The sequence below is a fragment of the Halomonas sp. R57-5 genome (genome assembly GCF_900070345.1).
GTDB lineage: Bacteria > Pseudomonadota > Gammaproteobacteria > Pseudomonadales > Halomonadaceae > Vreelandella > Vreelandella ventosae_B.
This window is the reverse complement of sequence record NZ_LN813019.1, coordinates 69,589-87,972: the sequence shown is the minus strand read 5'-3', so window position 1 is coordinate 87,972 and position 18,384 is coordinate 69,589. Positions and strand designations below refer to the sequence as shown.

The window sequence follows — 18,384 nt, the reverse complement described above, 5'->3', positions numbered from 1 at the left end:
TTATCCCCTGCCCTTATTGGTTTTCGAAGAAGGTTTGCAGCTCACCGCGCACCACCACATCAAAACGATAGGCAAGGAAGTCCATCGGCTTACTGTGGGCCATATCCAGCCGTCCAATCATCGTCTCAACCGCGAGCGGGTCTTTCAGTGTATGCACGATCGGGCAAAGCGGGATCAGCGGGTCGCCTTCAAAGTACATCTGAGTGATTAACCGGGTGGAGATTGAAGGACCAGTTACCGAGACGTGAATATGCGCAGGCCGCCAGCTATTCATATCATTCGGCCAGGGATAAGGGCCAGGCTTGATAGTACGGAAGCGGTAAAAGCCCTGGTCATCGGTCAAGCAGCGGCCAACGCCACCGAAGTTGGGATCTAACGGTGCTAGGTACTTGTCKTTTTTATGCCGGTAGCGCCCGCCCGCATTGGCCTGCCACATTTCTACCAGGGTGTGCGGTATTGGCTTGCCAAACTGGTCGACGACTCGGCCAAACATCATAATCCGCTCGCCCTGGGGTAACCCGCCCAGGCTCGCATCCTGGCGGAAGTTTAGCAGCAGGTCATTATCGTGGGGGCCCATGCGCAGGTGGCTAAAATCCGGGCCGGTCAGTTCAGACACTGTCGGTTGCTGCATACTTACCAGCGCCTGCTGGGGGGAACGCGCTACCGAGGTTTTATAGCCCGGCGCATAGGCGGGCGGATGCCAGTTGCGGTCGCGTGCCACAAAGCGTTTKTTATCGTGGGTCATCGCCCTTACCTCTTATCAATTATGTTGATTCGCTACTCGCCCCAGCCAAGCTCTTTGGCGAGGGCAAAGGCGTGATTGGCAGCCGGAACGCCGCCGTAAATCGCCACATGCATCAGCACTTGGCGCAGCTCAGCCTGGGTTAGGCCAATCCGCTTGGCGGTTTTCAAGTGCAGCGTTAGCTCTTCACGGCCAAGCGCGGCGAGAATGCCGGTGGTGATCATGCTGCGCTCACGCCGCGTGAGATCATCATTGCTCCACAGCTCGCCCCAGGCTAAGCGGGTAATCATCTGCTGGAAGGGAGCATCCAGGCTGTTGGCGTTGGCGGTGGAGCGCGCCACATGCTCCTCGCCCAATACTTGTTTGCGGGTCTCAAGACCGGTGGCGTAAGCCACACCGTGGTTCGCCACATCGCCTAAATCAGCCGCCAATACGGCGAGTAGTTTTTCAGCAAATAGCCCTGGGGCTTCTACCGCAGGCACATGACCCACACCGTCAAATATCTCCAAAGGTGCGCCGTCGAGTTCCGCAGACAGGGCTTCCAACGTTGCGGGCGGCGTGGCCATATCCTCACTGCCGCCAAATAGCTGCACTTTGGCCTGCTTAGCAGCTAATTTGCCAGTGAAGGTATCTCGGCCAAGCATTTCGCACAGTTGGGCGTAGGACTCATCGTCACCACGGCCCATCTGGGTGCACCAGCCTGCTTTCAGCGCGGGGCTTGCCTCAAAGGCCGCGGGAGCAAACCAGCGCGGCACGATCTCTTGGGACATCGCCGCCAAGCCTTCTTGACGCACCCGCCCTGCGCGAGTGTTCCAGAGATCCGGGTTGCCGATCACCGCGCCAGTGTTGGTCAACGTGACTGAGAGTAGGCGTTCGCTATGCTCGGCTATCAACTGCTGGCCTACAACGCCACCGATTGAAGTCCCGGCAAAGTGGAAGCGCTGTGCGCCCGCAAGTTCCACCAATGCCAAGGCCTCGGCGGCTAGGTCTGGGGGAGTGATTTGTTCACCGCTTACCGCTTGACTGGCACCGTGGCCAGGCAGATCCCAGGTCAATACCCGGTAACGAGACAGCAGCGCGGGAATCACGTCATCCCACACCGCTTGGCTCATGCCCAGGGGGTGCGCCAGCACCACCAGAGGATTGCTTTCAGCGCCGAGCAGCCGGTAGGCCACGCTGCGGCCATTGATTGTGTGAAATGCCATAAAGCCTCCGTTAAACCCGCTCAATCAGCGTTGCGATACCTTGGCCAACACCTACACACATGGTGCACAGCGCGTAGCGCTTGCCGCTGTTTTGCAGCTCATGAGCAGCGGTCATTAACAGACGCGCACCGGACATGCCCAGCGGGTGACCCAGGGCAATCGCGCCGCCGTTAGGATTCACTCGGGGGTCGTCGTCTTTAAGGCCGAGGTCGCGCATACAGGCCAGCGCCTGGGCGGCAAAGGCCTCGTTAAACTCAAACACATCGATATCGTCCATGGCGATACCGGTGCGCTTAAGCAGTTTCTGCACCGCCGGTACCGGGCCATAGCCCATAATGCGCGGCTCTACGCCTGCGGTCGCCATGCCGATGATTTTCGCCATCGGTTTAAGACCGTGCTGTTTAACCGCCGCTTCGCTGGCCACCAACATCGCCGCCGCGCCGTCGTTAACGCCCGAGGCGTTGCCTGCGGTCACGCTGCCGCCTTCACGGAAGGGCGTAGGCAAACCTGCCAGTTTATCGAGAGTGGTCTCCCGTAAATGCTCATCCTGATCAAAGATTAGTGGATCCTGTTTGCGGCGGGGAATCTCAATGGCAGTGATCTCTTGGGCAAAGCGCCCAGCCTTTTGAGCGGCCGCGGCTTTCTGCTGGGAGCGCAGGGCAAAAGCGTCCTGATCTTCCCGCGAGATAGCGAACTGCTCGGCGACGTTTTCTGCCGTTTCCGGCATGGAATCAATGCCGTAGGTTTTCTTCATCAGCGGGTTGACCAAGCGCCAACCAATGGTGGTGTCTTCAATTTTTTGCCCGCGGGCGAAGGCGCTGTCGGCCTTGCCCATCACATAGGGCGCACGTGACATGGACTCCACGCCACCTGCCAGTGCCAGCTCCATCTCACCGGCTTTAATGGCGCGAAACGCCGTGCCGACGGCGTCCATACCTGAGCCGCAGAGGCGGTTCATGGTGGTGCCAGGTACCGAGGKCGGGATGCCCGCCAGCAGCGACGACATACGCGCCACGTTGCGGTTATCTTCACCGGCCTGGTTGGCGCAGCCCATAAACACCTCTTCGATGGCGGCTGGGTCAAGATTCGGCACTTCGGCTAATACGGCTTTAAAGATTGTCGCGGCGAAATCATCCGGGCGCACGCTGGCCAGGGTGCCGCCAAAGCGGCCTACTGCGGTGCGGCGGGGATGACATAAATAAACGTCACTCATAGCAAACTCCTTATTCGCCCGCGTGGGCCCGCTCGGTGCGGGCTTTGAGCTCGCGCAAAATCGTCAGCTCGTTTTCGCTGGGCTCTGGGGTGCTCTCAAGCTGCTCGGCAAAGCGGATTTCCCAGCCGGTCGCGTCAATAACGTCTTCGCGGGTAACGCCAGGGTGCAGCGATACCACCACCAGCTCTTTAGTCTCCGGATCAGGCTTCATCACGCACAGGTCGGTAATCACCCGGGTGGGGCCTTTGCCGATATTGGGCACGTTGTCGCGGCCTTTGCCGTCGCGGCCAAAGCCTAGCGTGGTGACAAAGTCGACATCTTTCACAAAGGCCCGCTTGGAGTGCTTCAAGGTGATAAACACTTCACCGGCATTGGTGGCAATTTCCGGCGCGCCGCCGCCGCCCGGTAGGCGCACCTTAGGCGCTTTGTAATCGCCGATCAGCGTGGTGTTAAGGTTAGCAAAGCGGTCGATTTGCGCGGTGCCTAAAAAGCCCACGCTCACTTTGCCGCCCTGTAGCCAGTAGCGGAACATTTCGGGCACTGCCACGGTGGTCAGCGCTGACTCACACAGCTCACCATCGCCGATGGAGAGCGGCAGCGTATCGGGCTTGGTTTGCAGCGTGCCGGACTCATAAATCAGCACCACATCAGGGGCGTGAGTCAGCCGCGCCAGGTTGGCGGCTTCCGAGGGCAGGCCGATGCCCACAAAGCAGGTCATGCCATTTTCAAGTGCCCGCGCAGCGGTCACCGACATCATTTCAGAAGAGGTATATTCCAGATTCATTAGGCTTTCTCCCCTGCATGATGTTGGGCAACGTTAAAGACGTTGTCATCGAGCCACTGGGTGAAGGTGTCGCGGTCGCGAGCAATCGCATCCCACTCTTTATAAAAGCGGTTGCTGCGGCCGTAGTAGCCGTGGGTGTAGGAAGGCAGCGCGCCTTTCTCCGCTACCGCAACGGCGCTGATGGCCCAGCTAGGAATCACGCAGGCGTTGGGGGTAGCCCCCAGGTCATCAACAATCTCTTCCACCGTGACAATACTATGCTTGGCGGCGAGTACGGCTTCCTTCTGTACGCCAACAATGCCTTCTACCAGTACATTGCCTTGGCGATCCGCGCGCTGGGCGTGAATGATCGAGACATCCGGGCGCACTGAGGGCACTGCGGCTAAGCGCTCGCCGGTAAAGGGGCACTCGATGAATTTGATTTGATCGTTAACGCTGGGCAGTTCGCTACCGATGTAGCCGCGAAAAACCGCCAGCGGTAACCCCGCGGCGCCCGCTTCAAAGGCGCAGGCCATCGCCGCGTGGCTATGCTCAAGAATCTCGATCTGGCGCGGCCAGCCCTTCTCAACCGCATCGCGCAGGCGGTGCAGCGAGCCCACTCCGGGGTTACCGCCCCAAGAGAAGATGACTTTTTTCGCGCAGCCTGCACCAATCATTTGATCGTAGATGATATCGGGGGTCATGCGGATCAGGGTCAGGTCGCGCTTTTTCTGGCGGATCACTTCGTGACCAGCAGCAAACGGAATCAGGTGGGTAAAACCTTCCATGGCCACGGTGGCGCCGTCTTCGACGTAGCGCGCTACCGCGTCATGCAAGCTGAGAAACTCGGCCATGATGGGTGCCTCTTAACGGTTAGCAGGATGTTCGTTAAGCGAACATAGATCCTCTATACGAACAATCTACTGCTGAACGTTATTGGGGTCAAACGCATCGACGACCACCAAACGCCCCTGCCGAGCCCACTACCCACTCCAAAGCTGAACATAACGTTTTGTTTTTAAATAGGGTTACTGCGCTTCCAGCCATTTTTTGCCACGCGTTACCTGGGCTGCGCTGCTACCAAGGTATAAAGCAGGGTCACAGGCATTACACAGCGCATCAGGGTCTACGGTTCCTTTCACATCAGGATGCTCGGCAAGCACCTCTGAATAGGGGCGTGCTTCCCGGCGTGCGGTCTCTGCCGCTTCCGCGCTAATCGCTTTGGCTCTCTCAACGCCTAGTTTAGGCGCCAGCAAACGTGCGACAGGCTCGGCCATAATGCCACCGCCGGTAGCGGCTAAGTTGCGCTGCATTTTTTCGGGATAGACCTCAAGCCCTTCGAGCAGCACGGCCACTTGCTCCAAGGCACCCTCCACCAGCAGAGCACTCTCCATTAGCGGTGCCCACTCCGCATGCCACTCACCTAACCCGCGCTCAAGGGGCTGGGCGGCAGCGTTGATCAACACGCTCGCATGCCCATGCACTTGCCGAGCGGCGCCGCGAATCAGCGCGCAGCGCACCGGGTTACGCTTATGCGGCATGGAGGAAGACTCGCCCATTCCCGGCGCCGAGGGTTCCGCCACTTCGCCGACTTCGGTTTGGGTGAGCAGCGACACATCCAGGGCGATTTTTTCAGCGGCCCCCGCGACGGCATCTAACGCCGTGCCAAGGGCATGAATGGGGTAGCGGTCGGTATGCCAGGGCAGCACTGGCACCGCCAATCCTAGCCGCGCAGCCAAGGCGTCCATCCACTCAAGCCCTAGAGTGTCCCAGCCCGAGTGCACGCCCACCGCGCCACCAAACTGAACGGGCAGTTCCACCTCACCCAAACGGCGGCGGCTCTGCTCCAAGCCGATTGCCCAGTGGGCCACCTTCACCCCAAAAGTAATGGGGAGTGCCTGCTGCATTAACGTTCGACCCACCATGGGCGTATCAGCGTGAGCGTTCATCAACGTGAGCGCCGCTGAACGGCAGCGCACCAACAGTTCATCCAGCGCTGCCAAGCGTGGTTTAAGTAGGAGCATCAGCGCGGAGTCGACGACATCCTGGCTGGTCGCCCCTTGATGCCAGTAACGCTTGATGTCATCGGAAAGCAGCGAGCGGCTCTGCTTTACAAACGGAATCGCCACATTGCCACCGCTGGCAATGCCCGCCGCGATCTCTTCGTTATTGAAAGCCGCATTTTCCAACTGTTCGTGCATTTGCTGGCTAACCCCAGCAGGTACCGCGCCGCTGGTTTCCTGTACCTCGGCCAGGGCTAATTCAAAGGCCAGCATGGCATTCACCATGGCGTCATCGTCACACTCAGCGACGGCGCGCTGGCTCATAAAAGGATGCTTTAAAAATCCAGCAGGCATGGGCGTTACGCCTCCTATTAACGTTGTTCAGAACCAGCAAAACAGTTCATAAAGGCACGACTCAGAACAGAATTGTACATATGTTCGTCATTCGAACCATACGCTAAATAGGCCGGTACTTACGATTGCGACAGCGTAGCGTCAGTGCCCACGTAGCGCAGTACCATCTCGGTAACGTGATCTTCTAGTTTGCGCTGGTTCTCAGGCGCGGCTTGTTGCCAATCAAAAATCCGCGAAAAGGTGTGCTGGTTTGAGACATTGAAAAACGACAGCGCGCTAATCAGCCAGTGCAGTTCCCGTGGATCCAAGCCTTCGCGAAAACAGCCCACCTCTAAACCGCGAGCATAGACGTTGGTGAGCGCATCAATCACCCCGGCGTTGAGTGATTGAATCAACTCTGACTGCGCCAAAAAGCGGCCATGATGAATATTTTCGATCATTACCAGGCGAATAAAATCGGGGTTTTTGGCGTGATGGCAGAAGGTAAACCGCACTAGTCGGCTAAGCGCCTCAAGGGGGGCTAAGTGGTCAAGATCAAGCTCGGCTTCCTGAAGGCGCACTTTCTGATAGGCGGCTTCCAGGGTGTGCAGATAGAGCGTCTCTTTATCATTAAAGTAGTAGTAAATCATGCGCTTGGAGGCGCGTGTTTTTTCGGCGATCTCATCAATCCGGGCCCCTGAGAGGCCTTTTTCGGAAAACTCGCGAGTGGCCACCGCAAGAATATCGGCGCGTACGGATTCGGGGTCATTTTTACGCCGTCGCCCTGCGGCAGGGGGACTGGCCTTGGTAGAAGGAGCTGTCATAGAGCATGCCTTTTATTGTCGTGGTCGTCTTTGGTCTAGTATGCCATAGCTTGACTGAACGTACCATTTCGTACATTGTTGATTGTGACAGGATGGAACGGCTAAACACGCCACTGCTTTAGGCTTTTCCAAACCTTATAACAACGGCCCGACAAGAGGACAACAACAATGTCTCTGACCCCTATGTTTACAAGCCCTATGTTTACAAGCCCTATGTTTACCAACCCCAAGTTTATGACCCCAAGGTTTACATTGAAGCAACTGCCTTTGAAACGCGCGCTGACGGCGGCCCTCGCGACGGCTACGCTGGTTGCCGCAGCGAATGCTTCTGCCCAAACGCTACGCTTTGCCCACGTCGACCCCGATGACTGGACCACCTCCAAAAAAGGCGCAGCGGGTCAGGTGTTTAAAAATCTGGTGGAAGCCGAAACGGATCTCACCGTAGAGCTCTACCCCGCTGGCTCGCTCGGCGGTGAAACCGAGCTTATTGAAGGTGCTCAGGATGGCACCATCAGCATTGCGATGGTCTCCGGTGCCTACGCCAACTTCTGCCCGGCGGTCGCTGTCACGGATATCCCGTACACCTTTCCGTCAGCGCCCGTTGCTTGGCAAGTAATGGACGGCGAGTTCGGTACCGCACTCGCCGAACACTGCTTGCAGGAAACCGGCCTACGCACGCTGGCTTACGGCGAAACGGGCTTCCGCCACTTCACCAACTCCGTGCGCCCGATCAACTCGCCTGAGGATATGGAAGGCCTGAAGTTCCGCGTTCAAACCATTCCGCTCTACCTGGAAATGGTTAGCGCTTTGGGTGGCGAGCCCCAGGGTATTGCCTGGGGTGAAGTACCCACAGCGCTGGCTACCGGCGTAGTCGATGGCCAGGAGAACCCGATCTCCGTGATCTACGGCAATAATTTCTATGAGTTTCAGGATTATTTGACCCTGGATCGCCACGTTTACGGCGTCGATCACCTGCTGATTAACGATGAGATCTTTCAGTCGCTAAGCGAGGAAGAGCAAGCTGCCGTTAAGCGTGCCGCCGTGGTTGCGGGTACCACCGGCCGTGCCATTCAGCAGTTCAACTCGGCTGAGGGGATCACCAAACTGGAAGCAGAGGGCATGGAGATCACCCAGCCCACCGCTGAGCAGATGGAGGCCTTCCGCGAAGCCGCCCAGCCGCCGGTGCAGGCGTACCTGACCGAAGAGCTTGGCGATGATGCAGAGTGGATCGAGCGTCTCTCTTCCGCTGTGGAAGAGGCGTCCGCGCGCTTCTAACCCCTGCCTAAACAAAGCGCGTTGCGAGTGGGCCTTAGGTGGCCCACTCGCGACCCTGCGTGCCTGACTATCGATCGAAGGTGCTCTTATGTCTCATCTTCTCGCCCGGCTACACCGCGGCCTGATCCTGTTCAATGGCAGCTTGGCAGGGCTTGCCATGGTGCTTATTTTCCTGCTGGTCGCGGGCAATGCCTTTGCGCGCTACACCTATGGCGGCTCCATTACCTGGGGAGAAGATACCGCCATCTATTTGATGATTTACGGCCTAATGTTTGGCATGTCCTGGGCGTACTTGCAGGACAAACATATCGGCTTTGACCTTATTCGTCGTCTACTGCCGCCGCGCTGGGTGCGTTGGCAGGCCGTGGCCGTTGACCTAGTAGTGCTTGTGGTGGGCATTGGCTTGATGTGGTCAGCCGTTGAATTCCTCGCCTCCCGCGGAGGCCGCACCTCATCAAGCACGGGGATGCCGATGTGGCTGTTTCAAGCCTCCATGCTAATTGGCGGCGGGTTGCTCAGCCTCTCTGCACTGGTGATGGCGGGCCTGCGTCTGAGCAATCAACAGGACGAGGAGACATCCGCATGATCTTTATACTGCTTCTAGCCCTTATTCTGCTTGGTGTGCCGTTTGCCTTTGCCATCCTCGGTTCGCTAACGGTGCTGATGAGCACCGGCGATTTGCCCTACCACATCCGTATCGTCTCTCAGCAGTTTTTCGGCGGGATGGAGTCTTTCCCGCTGCTGGCCATACCGCTGTTTATTTTGGCTGGCGAGCTGATGAACGAGGCGGGTATCACGCACCGGATTATTAACTTGGCCACCGCCATTGTCGGCCGTCTTAAAGCCGGACTGGCACACGTGAATATCTGGGCCTCGGTGATTTTTGCTGGCCTTTCCGGCTCGGCGATTGCCGACACCTCCGCGCTTGGGCGGGTGTTTATACCGTCAATGGAGAAAGAGGGCTATCCCCGGGATTTTGCTGCTGCGCTCACCGCTGCCTCTTCGGTCATTGGCCCGATTATTCCACCCAGTATTCCGGTGATTATCTACGCGCTGACGGTGTCGGGGGTGTCGGTACCGGGGCTGTTTTTGGCTGGTATCGTGCCGGGCTTTTTGCTGGCATTGGGGCTTTCCATCTACGTCTACTTTTTTGCCGGTGACCTTGGCGCTGCACAAACCAAGAAACAGTCACGCCGCCATGCCCTTTTGCATGGTTTGCTGCCGGCCCTCATGCCGGTATTTGTGGTCGGGGCGATTCTTGCTGGTATTGTCACGCCTACTGAAGCGGCGGCCTTTGCCGTAGTCTACGCGCTGCTTCTGGGTGTGGTGCTCTACCGCAATATCAAACTGGTTAATCTGCCCGCTATCTTCGCCCGCGCCATGCGCGATAGCGCGGTGATTATGGTCATCATGGGCGCGGTCGCTGCGGCCAACTGGGTGTTAACGTTCGAGCGCGTACCCAACATGCTCACCGAGTGGGCGCTGATGAGCATCGATACCCAGTGGACCTTCCTGATCGCCGTGATTCTGCTCCTGCTGGTGGTGGGACTGTTTTTAGAGGGTATAGCGGCCATCTTGGTGCTCGTGCCGATCCTCCACCCCATTGCCATGGCGCTGGGTATCGACCCGCTGCACTTCGGCATCGTGGTGATCTTCAATCTGATGATGGGGCTGATCACGCCGCCCATGGGACTCTGCCTATTTGTCGCCGACTCCGTCTCCGGCGTGGGTATGGGGCCGATTATCCGCCGCATTCTGCCGATGCTGGGCGTGCAGTTTTTGATCCTGCTGCTGATTACCTTCGTCCCCGCGCTGGTCACCTTCCTGCCGCGTCTGGCGGGYTACTGATATTCCTCAATGCAAGGAGCGTGATGCCATGTACTCATCCATTGCTACGGTTTGCCTAAGCGGCTCGCTGGAAGAGAAGGTAGACGCCATCGCCCAGGCTGGTTTTGAGGGGCTTGAGCTATTTGAAAACGACCTAACGGCATTTACTGGCACTCCACGGGAGGCCGGCGAGCTGATTCGCTCCCGCGGCCTTAAGCTGGTCACCCTACAGCCGTTTCGGGACTTTGAAGGCCTGCAGGGGCGCGCCCGGGAGCGGGCSCTCGACCGAGCCGAGCATAAGTTTGACCTGATGGAGGAGCTCGGCACAGATCTACTTATGGCGTGCAGTACCGTCCACCCTGATTCACTCCCGGGTTTAAGCCGCGCCGCCGATGACTACTATGAGCTCGGCGAGCGTGCCGCGCGGCGTAACCTGCGCGTGGCCTATGAGGCGCTGGCCTGGGGCCGCCACATTCACGACTACCGCGACAGCTGGGAAGTGGTGCGCCGCGCTGCACACCCCAATGTGGGGCTGGTACTGGATACTTTCCATATTTTCTCCCGCCAGACGGAGCTGGGCACCATTGGCCGCATCCCCGGGGATCGCATCTTTCTAGTTCAGACCGCTGATGCGCCGCGTCTCTCTATGGATCACCTGTCGTGGAGCCGCCATTACCGCTGCTTCCCCGGCCAGGGCGAGCTGCAGATGGATAAGTTTATGGCCATGCTGGAGGAGACCCGTTACGACGGCCCGCTCTCCCACGAAATCTTTAACGATGTCTTCCGCATGGGCCACAGCGACCAGACCGCCCGCGACGGTCTGCGCTCGTACAATTTGCTGCGCAGCATGCAGAGTGAAAGCGGCATTCCCGCGCCCCAGCCGATTGAGTCGGTCGCCTTTCTGGAAATCGCCGTTGAGCCTGCCGATTTAGCACCGCTGCGCGAGTTGCTCAGCGCACTGGGTATGGCCTGCGTGGGGCGCCACCATACGCTCAACGCCGAGCGTTGGGCCGCGGGCGACGTTAATCTGGTGCTCAACACCGAGTCGAACTTCACTGGCCGAGTACCGGGTCGCGATGCCACTGCCATCACCGCCATTGGCCTGCGTGTGGGCAACGCCTATGAAGCGTTTAAGCGGGCAGACAAGCTGGGCTACGATATTGTCGAGCCCGAAGAGGTGGGTGCCAGCCACCGTATGAGTGCACTGCGCAATGTGGATGGCAGCCTCTCCTATATTATTGACGACTCACAAATAAGCCGTACCTGGGATCGTGAGTTCACTGTCGATGTTCAGCCCGTCCCCCAGGGGGCGTTGGTGGATATCGACCATATCAGCGTAGCGCTCTCTTACCACGACTACCTCTCGCTGATGCTGCAGTACCGCGCTATTTTTCAGCTGGCGCCAACGCCCTCCTTCGATGTCACCGACCCCCGCGGGTTGATCCAGAGCCAGGTGCTGCAAAACTACAATGGCCGCTTTTGCTTGGCACTTAACGCCAGTGCCTCGCCGGATACTGCCAGTAACCGTTTCGTGCGCCAGTACGGCGGCTCGGGGATTCACCATGTCGCCCTGCGCACCAACTCCATGCGCGACACCAGTGCAGCGCTTCAGCAGGCGGGCACTCCGGTGCTGCCGATTCCCGGTAACTACTACCGCGACCTGGCCGCACGCGTTGACCTTCCTGCGCAAACCCAAGCATGGATGCAGGCGCACCACATACTCTTTGATCAAGACAGCAACGGCGACTTCTATCAGTTATATACCCAGCCCGGCCGCCAGGCGTTCTTCTTTGAGCTAGTGCAGCGTGATGGCTACCAAGGGCTTGGCGCGCCAAATGCCTTTGTGCGCGTCACCGCGCAGCAGCGTCTAGAAGCAGAAATTGATGGCATTGCTCAAAAAACGCCAAACCATGACACAGGAGAGAGCCAAGCATGATCAAACTCGGMCTGGTAGGGGAAGGMATTGCCAAATCGCAATCCCCGGATTTACACGAACGCCTGGGTGCCTCGTTAGGCGAGCCAGTACGCTACGATTTAGTTGATAGCCTGGGGGTAGCAGATTTTGACTTTCCCAACGCCATACAAAAGCTGCGTACCGAGGGCTACCGGGGAACCAACGTTACGTTTCCCTTCAAGGAACAAGCCGCGCAGTTGGCTGATATTCGCGGCGAAGGCGTACGACGGGTAGGCACCGCCAACACACTGCTGTTTGACGCTGACGGTCTGCGCGCTGAAAACACCGATTACACCGGTTTCATCAGCGCCTACCGTCACTCCTTCGGCAGTCAGTCCGCAGGCGATGTGCTGTTGATCGGCGCCGGGGGCGTGGGCCGCGCAGTGGCGTGTGCGCTGGGGGAGCTTGTCGTGAGTCATATCCACATTCTCGAACACGATGCCTCGCGAGCAGAAAGCCTTTGCCATGACCTTAACGCCATGGGTATTAACGCGGCATGCGTAACGGCTGAACAGGCACAGCGAGAACTGCCGCATTGGCAGGGCGTGGTCAACTGCTCACCCATTGGCCACATCAACCACCCTGGCTGCCCCATTGATACCAGCGGGCTTAGCGATCAGCACTGGGTCTTTGATGCGGTTTACATCCCCGCTCMCACCGAGCTGTTAAACGCCGCCCACCAGGCGGGCGCCAAAACGCTTTCGGGTGTTGATCTGTTTGTGTTTCAGGGCGTGGATGCATTTCGCTTTTTCACCGCGGATTGTATCGCCCCCGAACAGATCGACCCGCATGTGATACCGCTACGTACACACTACATAGAACAGCTCGTCACGCCTTCTGCTCGCTCCGTATCATAACGTTCGGGCCTCGAAGCGCTTGTCGTGAAGTTCTGATCGTGAAGCTCTTATCGTAAAGTTCTGGCAAAATAACGTACAGTTATTCGCCATTCGAACATAACTATTTGTCTTCATGCGCTGAAGAGGCACAGATGCTCGCTATTCTTAGTATTACCACCCCCATATTCCTACTGATTGGTTTAGGGTATATAGCGAGATGGAGCGGCATTATCCAGCGTGAGCAGATGCAGGGAGTCGGCGTATTCGTGCTCTACTGCGCACTGCCTGCGCTAGTGATTCGTGCGTTAAACCAGCAATCACTGGAAGAGATTTTCAAGCTCAACTACCTGGTGGCTTACGGCCTGGGCTCTATCGCCGTGTTCAGTGGGGGATTGCTGCTCTGCTTAAAACGACAGCGCCAGCCCCTTAACGCCAGTGCCATGCAGGCCCTAGGTATGGCTGCGTCCAACAGTGGCTTTGTCGGCTACCCGGTGGCGGCCATGGTCATTGGCTCCCCAGCGGCGGTACTCTTGGCGCTGAATATGGTCATTGAAAACCTGCTTATTATTCCCGCCGCGCTGATTTTAGCTGAAATGGGCAGCCATCAAGGTTCCAGCGTATGGAAGACGGTCAAACACACAGCGCTTAGCCTAATCAAAAATCCGGTGCTGATTGGTTTACTGGTCGGCATTAGTCTCGCGGTATCCCACGTACAGATACCTGGCCCGCTGTTTAAAGCCATTGATATGCTAGCCGATGCAGCTGGCCCTGCGGCGCTTTTCGTCATTGGCGGGGCGCTATTTGGCCTGCAGGTAAAAGGAATGGCCAGGGACGTTGGCCAAATAGTGGCCGGCAAACTCCTCTTTCACCCGCTGGCTATATTCATCGCCTTTTATCTTGTCCCAGGTATCGACCCACTTTATATGGCCGGTGCGCTGCTGTTTGCTGCCGCACCGTTGATCAGCATTTACCCCCTACTCGGCCAGCGCTATGGCTTAGCCGGGGTGAGCGCGGCGGCTCTGCTGGTGGCGACTATCGCCTCCTTCTTTACGCTTAGCCTAATAATTTGGTTGATGACGATGTCGGGACTGATGACGTTTTAACGTTTGGGTTTATACAAAAACAAAGATTGATGACCGCCAAGGATAACAAAAATGCATCCACACTCTGATCAAAGCAGAACATCTCAGCATCACTGCGCCGTGGTGACCGGCGGGGCTAGAAACATCGGCMAAGCCATTGCCCTGCGTCTCCAGCAGGAGGGTTACCAGGTTATCGTGGTGGATATTGTTGAGCCGGAAGCAGCGTCTTTGCAAGCTGATGCCGTCCTGGTCGACCTTGCCGATGCCGATGCCTCTCGCCGGGTGATGGCGAAAATAGCCGAGCGCCATACGGTGACCCGGTTGATCAATAACGTAGGCATTGTCGCCCCCGCGCTGCTTGAAGAGACGCGGCTTGAAGACTTCGACACATTAATGCACCTGAACGTCCGCTCGGCGCKGATATGCACACAGGCACTGCTGCCTTCCATGAAAGCAGCCGGTATGGGGCGCATCGTCATCAATGCCAGCCGCGTGGTGCTCGGCAAAGAGGCGCGCACCATTTACAGCGCCACGAAAGGAGCGCTGCAGTCTATGGCGAGAACCTGGGCGTTGGAGCTGGCGGAACACGGCATTACGGTTAACTGCGTTGCCCCAGGGCCCATCGCTACCAGTGCCTTTTGGGAGAATAATCCTCCCGATTCTGAGCGCGCCCGTCGCATCATCGATAATATTCCGTTAAAGCGTATGGGCCAGCCCGAAGACGTAGCCCAGGCCGTCAGCTTCTTTTGCGACGACCGAAGCGGCTTTATGACCGGCCAAACGCTGTTTGTTTGCGGCGGTGTTACGGTCGGATAGGCCAACCAAGGGCTGCGCGCTCAGCGCAGGAATACTCCCCCTTATGCGCCGCCCAGCTCGGCAAGCGCCTGGGCCAGCGAGTTGGCTTGGCGACGCTCATACAGCGCAATTTCATCCGTCACGGCGGTGCCCAGGGCCTGCTCAAACGTCTGCTGGCTGGAATGGCTGCTGTACTCATCGCGCGTCCCATCGCCCAGGTTAGACTGGAAGATGCCCGCCGCACTCACCGGTAGAAAATCTTCGTAGATCATGGGCGTTGCCACCAGCGCACCCGTTGCTAAAAGCCGTTCGATGTTATCGCTAGTGGCGTCCTCTGCCGTGGTAGCCCCCGGCACTGCACGGTAATGGAAAAAGGCCAGCTCTTGGCGGCGCAGCGCGTCTTGATCATCAGGAAACTCAACAAACGCTTGGGCTAAATGAGCTTGATGGTCAGCATTAGAAACGGCTGGCTCGCCCTGACGTGAGGCAGCCAGCAACTGGTCGTAAAGCATTCGCCCTTTACGGGTCAAGGCAACCCCGCGCTGCTCGATTTCACCAAAGCGCGCCGTATGCTGGCCTTCTGCCTCATCCGCAAAGTAGATGGACTCCTCCAGTGCTTTAAAACTGGTTTGCCGTAATAGAATCGGGCAGTGGCGCCTAGGCGGCCCTTCAATAATCGCCTTCGGGGTAATACCTTTTGTCGGCATACGCTGCTGCACCGCGTCTATGTCCAGGGTTCGCGGGGTCAAGTGGTTGATATGCGGCCCGCGGAAGCAGACCACATCCGCGATCAGGCGATGCTCTTGGTGTAGCGCTTGATACGTCGCTAAATCGACAGTGGCATCGCGGTGCCAGCGGAAGGTTTCCAGCGCCTCAACCACAAAGGTTTCGGCCTCGGCTTCGTTGAGCCCACCCTGAGCCTCAAAGCGTTCGATCAGGGCGACGGCCTGCGGGGTGACGATCTCTCGCGACGCTATAATCGCCGCCGCCCGATCGCGCAGCTCGGCATCCGCAATGAGCTCAAGCCGGAGTAACGACGTGAACAAACGGAAAGGGTTTAACTTCAGGGCTTCATCGTCAATGGGACGAAACGCCGTTGCATGAACAGGCACGCCAGCGACTGAAAGGTCATAGTAACCCACCGGGAACATGCCCATAACGGCAAACATGCGGCGCAACAGCGCCAATTCTTCGGGGCTGCCCACCCGGATAGCGCCGTGTCGCTCAACGTGCAACCGCTCCATCTCACCGTTTGCAGTGAGCGTGTCCGCTAGCCTGACATCGCGCTCAATGACCTCTCGATTAACGTCCGCCACCAGCGAGAGCAGCGTGCCGTACTGGGGTACCTCTTGCTGATACATATCGGACATCGCTTGGGAAAAGCGGTCACGGATACGATCGGCACTATAAAAGTGGTCACTCATTGACTTGTTCTCTTGTCACATTCAAATGTTTGTAAAGCCTTAGCGGTTTAGGAGGTCTTAGACGTTATAGGGCGCTTCCTGCGCGCCTCCCAAAAGCGATAAAACGCCAAGCCAATCGAGCCCACTGTCAGGGCGATAAAGAACCAAGTAATCGGGCCACGTACAAAAATTGATAGGTCATTGGAGCCGATTAAAAGGGAGCGGCGCAGGTTATCTTCAAACATCGGACCCAGGATAAAACCGATCAGAAAAGGGGCTGCGGGTATCGCCGCCCGATTGAAGATATATCCCAGCACACCGAAGGCCAACATCAACCCAACATCGAAGGTATCGTTATTGACCGCATAGGCGCCGTATACGCAAAACATCAGGACGATGGGAAACAGAATCGGCTTTGGAATATCAGCAATTAATGAGAAGTACTTAATTGCCACATTACCCACCACCAGCAAAATAACGGAGCTGAGCATGATGCCCATAAACAGCGCATAGATCAGTGATAGGTTCTCTTGGAACATCAGCGGGCCAGGCGTCAAACCATGCACCATAAAGGCGCCGAGGATAATCGCGGTAATCACATCACCAGGAATACCTAACGAGAGCAGAGGGATCATGGKAGCGCCCGCGACGCCATTATTGCCCGCCTCCGCGGCCGCAACACCCTCGACTTCACCTTTACCGAAATTAGCCTTATTAGGCGAGCGCCTACGCGCATCGCTGTAAGAAATAAACGCCGCCGCGGTGGCGCCAGTACCCGGTATCGCGCCGATGATGACCCCAATTAAACTGCCCCGTACGATGCTCGACATGCAGCGCTTCAGTTCGGAAAACGCCAAGCCAGCACCACTGGCCTTAGCTTTAATATGCGGCACCGCTTTTTTGCGATAAAACTCAATAATCTCCGGTATGGCGAACAGGCCAATCAACAAAGGAATAAAGGAGATGCTATCCATTAAGTTGTAGCTGCCAAAGGTCAACCGCTGAGAGCCAAAGACATCGTCAAGCCCTACCATGGAAAGCAGAATGCMCAGCAAAGCCGCCATTAAGCCTTTAATCATCGAGCCACTGGCCAAGGAAATAATAATGGTCAGCGAGAAGCAGATCAGCCAGAAAAATTCCGGGGCGCCGAAATTAAGCGCGATCTTAGCCAGATAAGCGGCAAAGAAGATAAGCGCGATGTTGGAGATAAAATCGGCGATAACCGAAGAGTATAGCGCCGCCTTGAGGGCTTTCTTCGCATGCCCCTGCTGGGCCATGGGATAGCCGTCAAGCAGCGTACAGGCAGAAGCAGGAGAGCCTGGCGTGCGTATCAAGATCGCCGTAATCGAACCACCGTACATCCCCCCTTTGTAAATCCCCACCAGCAGCAAGATGGCGGCAATCGGCTGCATTGAGAAGGTAAAGGGCAGCGCTAATGCCACCGCCATTGTCGCGGTTAATCCTGGGATCGAACCCACCACCACACCGATGACAACCCCCACGGCGATCGCCAGGAAGTTCTCCAGGGTAAAGAATAGGTGTATGACTTCCGAAAAATTTTCCATAGCTCACCTAGTACGAGAATCAGTCAATCAGAGCCAAAACGGCATTATCGGAAGCGGTACATTCATCACTTCAACAAATAAGAATGTAACGACGATGGGAAACAGGAAGGCCAAGCTATACACCCACCATGTGCGCACAGGGTGGGCCACAAACAAGACGAGCGTTGCAAGGATGCCACAGAACACCGCGCCCATCGTTTCAAACAGGGCAACGTAGATCACTAACGCAACGACCATCATAAAGAAACGCCGCGGCGAGCCCTTTTCAATCGCTCGCTCATCTTCCTCGCGAGCACCTGTTACCAGTAAGCCTTGGAGGATGAGCAGAATGGAAAACAGCAAAATCAACCAACCCACGATCGTAGGCAGCCAGCGGGGCGACATCATCGGGTTTTGCAGAATGGGCGGCTCATTGATGTAGTTGGGTACCAGGTAAAAGACCAGCACAAGGGCAAATCCCAGCAGGACAACGCCTGCTATAACATCGCCGATGTCCTTTATCTTCACCCTGCGATGGGAATCCGATGTCGTCATCGCTGCCTTCTCCTAACAAATAAGAGAGGC

The 18,384-nt window shown here is 57.2% G+C and carries 18 protein-coding genes; 7 read left to right on the top strand and 11 right to left on the bottom strand.

Going from position 1 to position 18,384, the window contains the following annotated elements; genetic code table 11:
• Positions 1–13: 13 nt before the first annotated feature.
• The 8 genes from pcaH to HALO_RS23690 all read right to left on the bottom strand — a co-directional run bounded on the left by pcaH (position 14) and on the right by HALO_RS23690 (position 7,460).
• On the bottom strand, positions 14–745 hold the full coding sequence (pcaH, locus tag HALO_RS00425) for a protocatechuate 3,4-dioxygenase subunit beta (RefSeq protein WP_050712810.1): 732 nt from the start codon (positions 743–745) through the stop codon (positions 14–16).
• Positions 746–777: 32 nt separating this feature from the next.
• Positions 778–1,947 (bottom strand): alpha/beta fold hydrolase, encoded by a 1,170-nt coding sequence (locus tag HALO_RS00420; protein ID WP_035582168.1) that lies wholly within the window; start codon positions 1,945–1,947, stop codon positions 778–780.
• A 10-nt stretch (positions 1,948–1,957) separates the two neighbouring features.
• Positions 1,958–3,160 (bottom strand): 3-oxoadipyl-CoA thiolase, encoded by a 1,203-nt coding sequence (gene pcaF, locus HALO_RS00415; RefSeq protein WP_050712809.1) that lies wholly within the window; start codon positions 3,158–3,160, stop codon positions 1,958–1,960.
• A 10-nt stretch (positions 3,161–3,170) separates the two neighbouring features.
• A complete protein-coding gene (locus HALO_RS00410) occupies positions 3,171–3,944 on the bottom strand; it encodes a CoA-transferase subunit beta (RefSeq protein ID WP_035582173.1) in 774 nt (257 codons plus the stop codon).
• On the bottom strand, positions 3,944–4,777 hold the full coding sequence (locus HALO_RS00405; protein ID WP_035582176.1) for a CoA transferase subunit A: 834 nt from the start codon (positions 4,775–4,777) through the stop codon (positions 3,944–3,946). Before HALO_RS00405 ends, HALO_RS00410 begins: the two co-directional genes overlap by 1 nt.
• 174 nt (positions 4,778–4,951) lie before the next feature.
• Entirely contained in the window at positions 4,952–6,250 is a 1,299-nt protein-coding gene (locus HALO_RS00400; protein ID WP_327050259.1) for a class-II fumarase/aspartase family protein, read from the bottom strand.
• A 149-nt stretch (positions 6,251–6,399) separates the two neighbouring features.
• On the bottom strand, positions 6,400–7,083 hold the full coding sequence (locus tag HALO_RS00395) for a TetR/AcrR family transcriptional regulator (RefSeq protein WP_035556106.1): 684 nt from the start codon (positions 7,081–7,083) through the stop codon (positions 6,400–6,402).
• A gap of 101 nt (positions 7,084–7,184) precedes the next feature.
• Positions 7,185–7,460 carry a hypothetical protein gene (locus tag HALO_RS23690; RefSeq protein WP_152561144.1) on the bottom strand — a complete coding sequence of 92 codons (276 nt, stop codon included), beginning with the start codon at positions 7,458–7,460 and terminating at the stop codon, positions 7,185–7,187.
• Here HALO_RS23690 and HALO_RS00385 point away from each other — a divergent pair.
• From HALO_RS00385 to HALO_RS00355, 7 genes are all read left to right on the top strand, one after another.
• The gene (locus HALO_RS00385) at positions 7,351–8,358 is read left to right on the top strand and encodes a DctP family TRAP transporter solute-binding subunit (protein ID WP_231896777.1); all 1,008 of its coding nucleotides are present in this window, start codon (positions 7,351–7,353) and stop codon (positions 8,356–8,358) included. The two genes, HALO_RS23690 and HALO_RS00385, sit on opposite strands and share 110 nt — an antisense overlap.
• A gap of 88 nt (positions 8,359–8,446) precedes the next feature.
• The gene (locus HALO_RS00380) at positions 8,447–8,944 is read left to right on the top strand and encodes a TRAP transporter small permease (RefSeq protein WP_022521152.1); all 498 of its coding nucleotides are present in this window, start codon (positions 8,447–8,449) and stop codon (positions 8,942–8,944) included.
• A complete protein-coding gene (locus tag HALO_RS00375; RefSeq protein WP_035556110.1) occupies positions 8,941–10,206 on the top strand; it encodes a TRAP transporter large permease in 1,266 nt (421 codons plus the stop codon). Before HALO_RS00380 ends, HALO_RS00375 begins: the two co-directional genes overlap by 4 nt.
• Positions 10,207–10,234: 28 nt before the next feature.
• Positions 10,235–12,121 (top strand): bifunctional sugar phosphate isomerase/epimerase/4-hydroxyphenylpyruvate dioxygenase family protein, encoded by a 1,887-nt coding sequence (locus HALO_RS00370; protein ID WP_050712808.1) that lies wholly within the window; start codon positions 10,235–10,237, stop codon positions 12,119–12,121.
• Positions 12,118–12,996 (top strand): shikimate dehydrogenase family protein, encoded by an 879-nt coding sequence (locus HALO_RS00365; protein ID WP_050712807.1) that lies wholly within the window; start codon positions 12,118–12,120, stop codon positions 12,994–12,996. The genes HALO_RS00370 and HALO_RS00365 overlap by 4 nt, the downstream gene beginning before the upstream one ends.
• 131 nt (positions 12,997–13,127) lie before the next feature.
• Positions 13,128–14,078, top strand: a complete 951-nt coding sequence (locus tag HALO_RS00360; protein WP_035582182.1) for an AEC family transporter — start codon at positions 13,128–13,130, stop codon at positions 14,076–14,078.
• Positions 14,079–14,129: 51 nt separating this feature from the next.
• The gene (locus HALO_RS00355) at positions 14,130–14,873 is read left to right on the top strand and encodes an SDR family NAD(P)-dependent oxidoreductase (protein WP_050712806.1); all 744 of its coding nucleotides are present in this window, start codon (positions 14,130–14,132) and stop codon (positions 14,871–14,873) included.
• Positions 14,874–14,914: 41 nt separating this feature from the next.
• Here the strand turns inward: HALO_RS00355 and hglS are convergent, their stop codons facing one another.
• The 3 genes from hglS to HALO_RS00340 are packed head-to-tail and all read right to left on the bottom strand — an operon-like array spanning position 14,915 to position 18,354.
• On the bottom strand, positions 14,915–16,276 hold the full coding sequence (gene hglS, locus HALO_RS00350; RefSeq protein WP_035582185.1) for a 2-oxoadipate dioxygenase/decarboxylase HglS: 1,362 nt from the start codon (positions 16,274–16,276) through the stop codon (positions 14,915–14,917).
• 47 nt (positions 16,277–16,323) lie between these two features.
• Complete coding sequence (locus HALO_RS00345) at positions 16,324–17,820, bottom strand: tripartite tricarboxylate transporter permease (RefSeq protein WP_050712805.1); 1,497 nt, start codon at positions 17,818–17,820, stop codon at positions 16,324–16,326.
• A 27-nt stretch (positions 17,821–17,847) separates the two neighbouring features.
• Positions 17,848–18,354, bottom strand: coding sequence for a tripartite tricarboxylate transporter TctB family protein (locus HALO_RS00340; RefSeq protein WP_022521134.1), 507 nt, complete (start codon positions 18,352–18,354; stop codon positions 17,848–17,850).
• Positions 18,355–18,384: the final 30 nt, after the last annotated feature.

Bases quoted from the DNA above. Each gene is read 5' to 3' on its own strand.
- HALO_RS00380 (WP_022521152.1), top strand. From the start codon at position 8,447: ATGTCTCATCTTCTCGCCCGGCTACACCGCGGCCTGATCCTGTTCAAT.
- HALO_RS00410 (WP_035582173.1), bottom strand. From the start codon at position 3,944: ATGAATCTGGAATATACCTCTTCTGAAATGATGTCGGTGACCGCTGCG.
- HALO_RS00400 (WP_327050259.1), bottom strand. From the start codon at position 6,250: ATGAGCCAGCGCGCCGTCGCTGAGTGTGACGATGACGCCATGGTGAAT.
- HALO_RS00340 (WP_022521134.1), bottom strand. From the start codon at position 18,354: ATGACGACATCGGATTCCCATCGCAGGGTGAAGATAAAGGACATCGGC.
- HALO_RS00360 (WP_035582182.1), top strand. From the start codon at position 13,128: ATGCTCGCTATTCTTAGTATTACCACCCCCATATTCCTACTGATTGGT.
- hglS (WP_035582185.1), bottom strand. From the start codon at position 16,276: ATGAGTGACCACTTTTATAGTGCCGATCGTATCCGTGACCGCTTTTCC.
- HALO_RS00405 (WP_035582176.1), bottom strand. From the start codon at position 4,777: ATGGCCGAGTTTCTCAGCTTGCATGACGCGGTAGCGCGCTACGTCGAA.
- HALO_RS00420 (WP_035582168.1), bottom strand. From the start codon at position 1,947: ATGGCATTTCACACAATCAATGGCCGCAGCGTGGCCTACCGGCTGCTC.
- HALO_RS00395 (WP_035556106.1), bottom strand. From the start codon at position 7,083: ATGACAGCTCCTTCTACCAAGGCCAGTCCCCCTGCCGCAGGGCGACGG.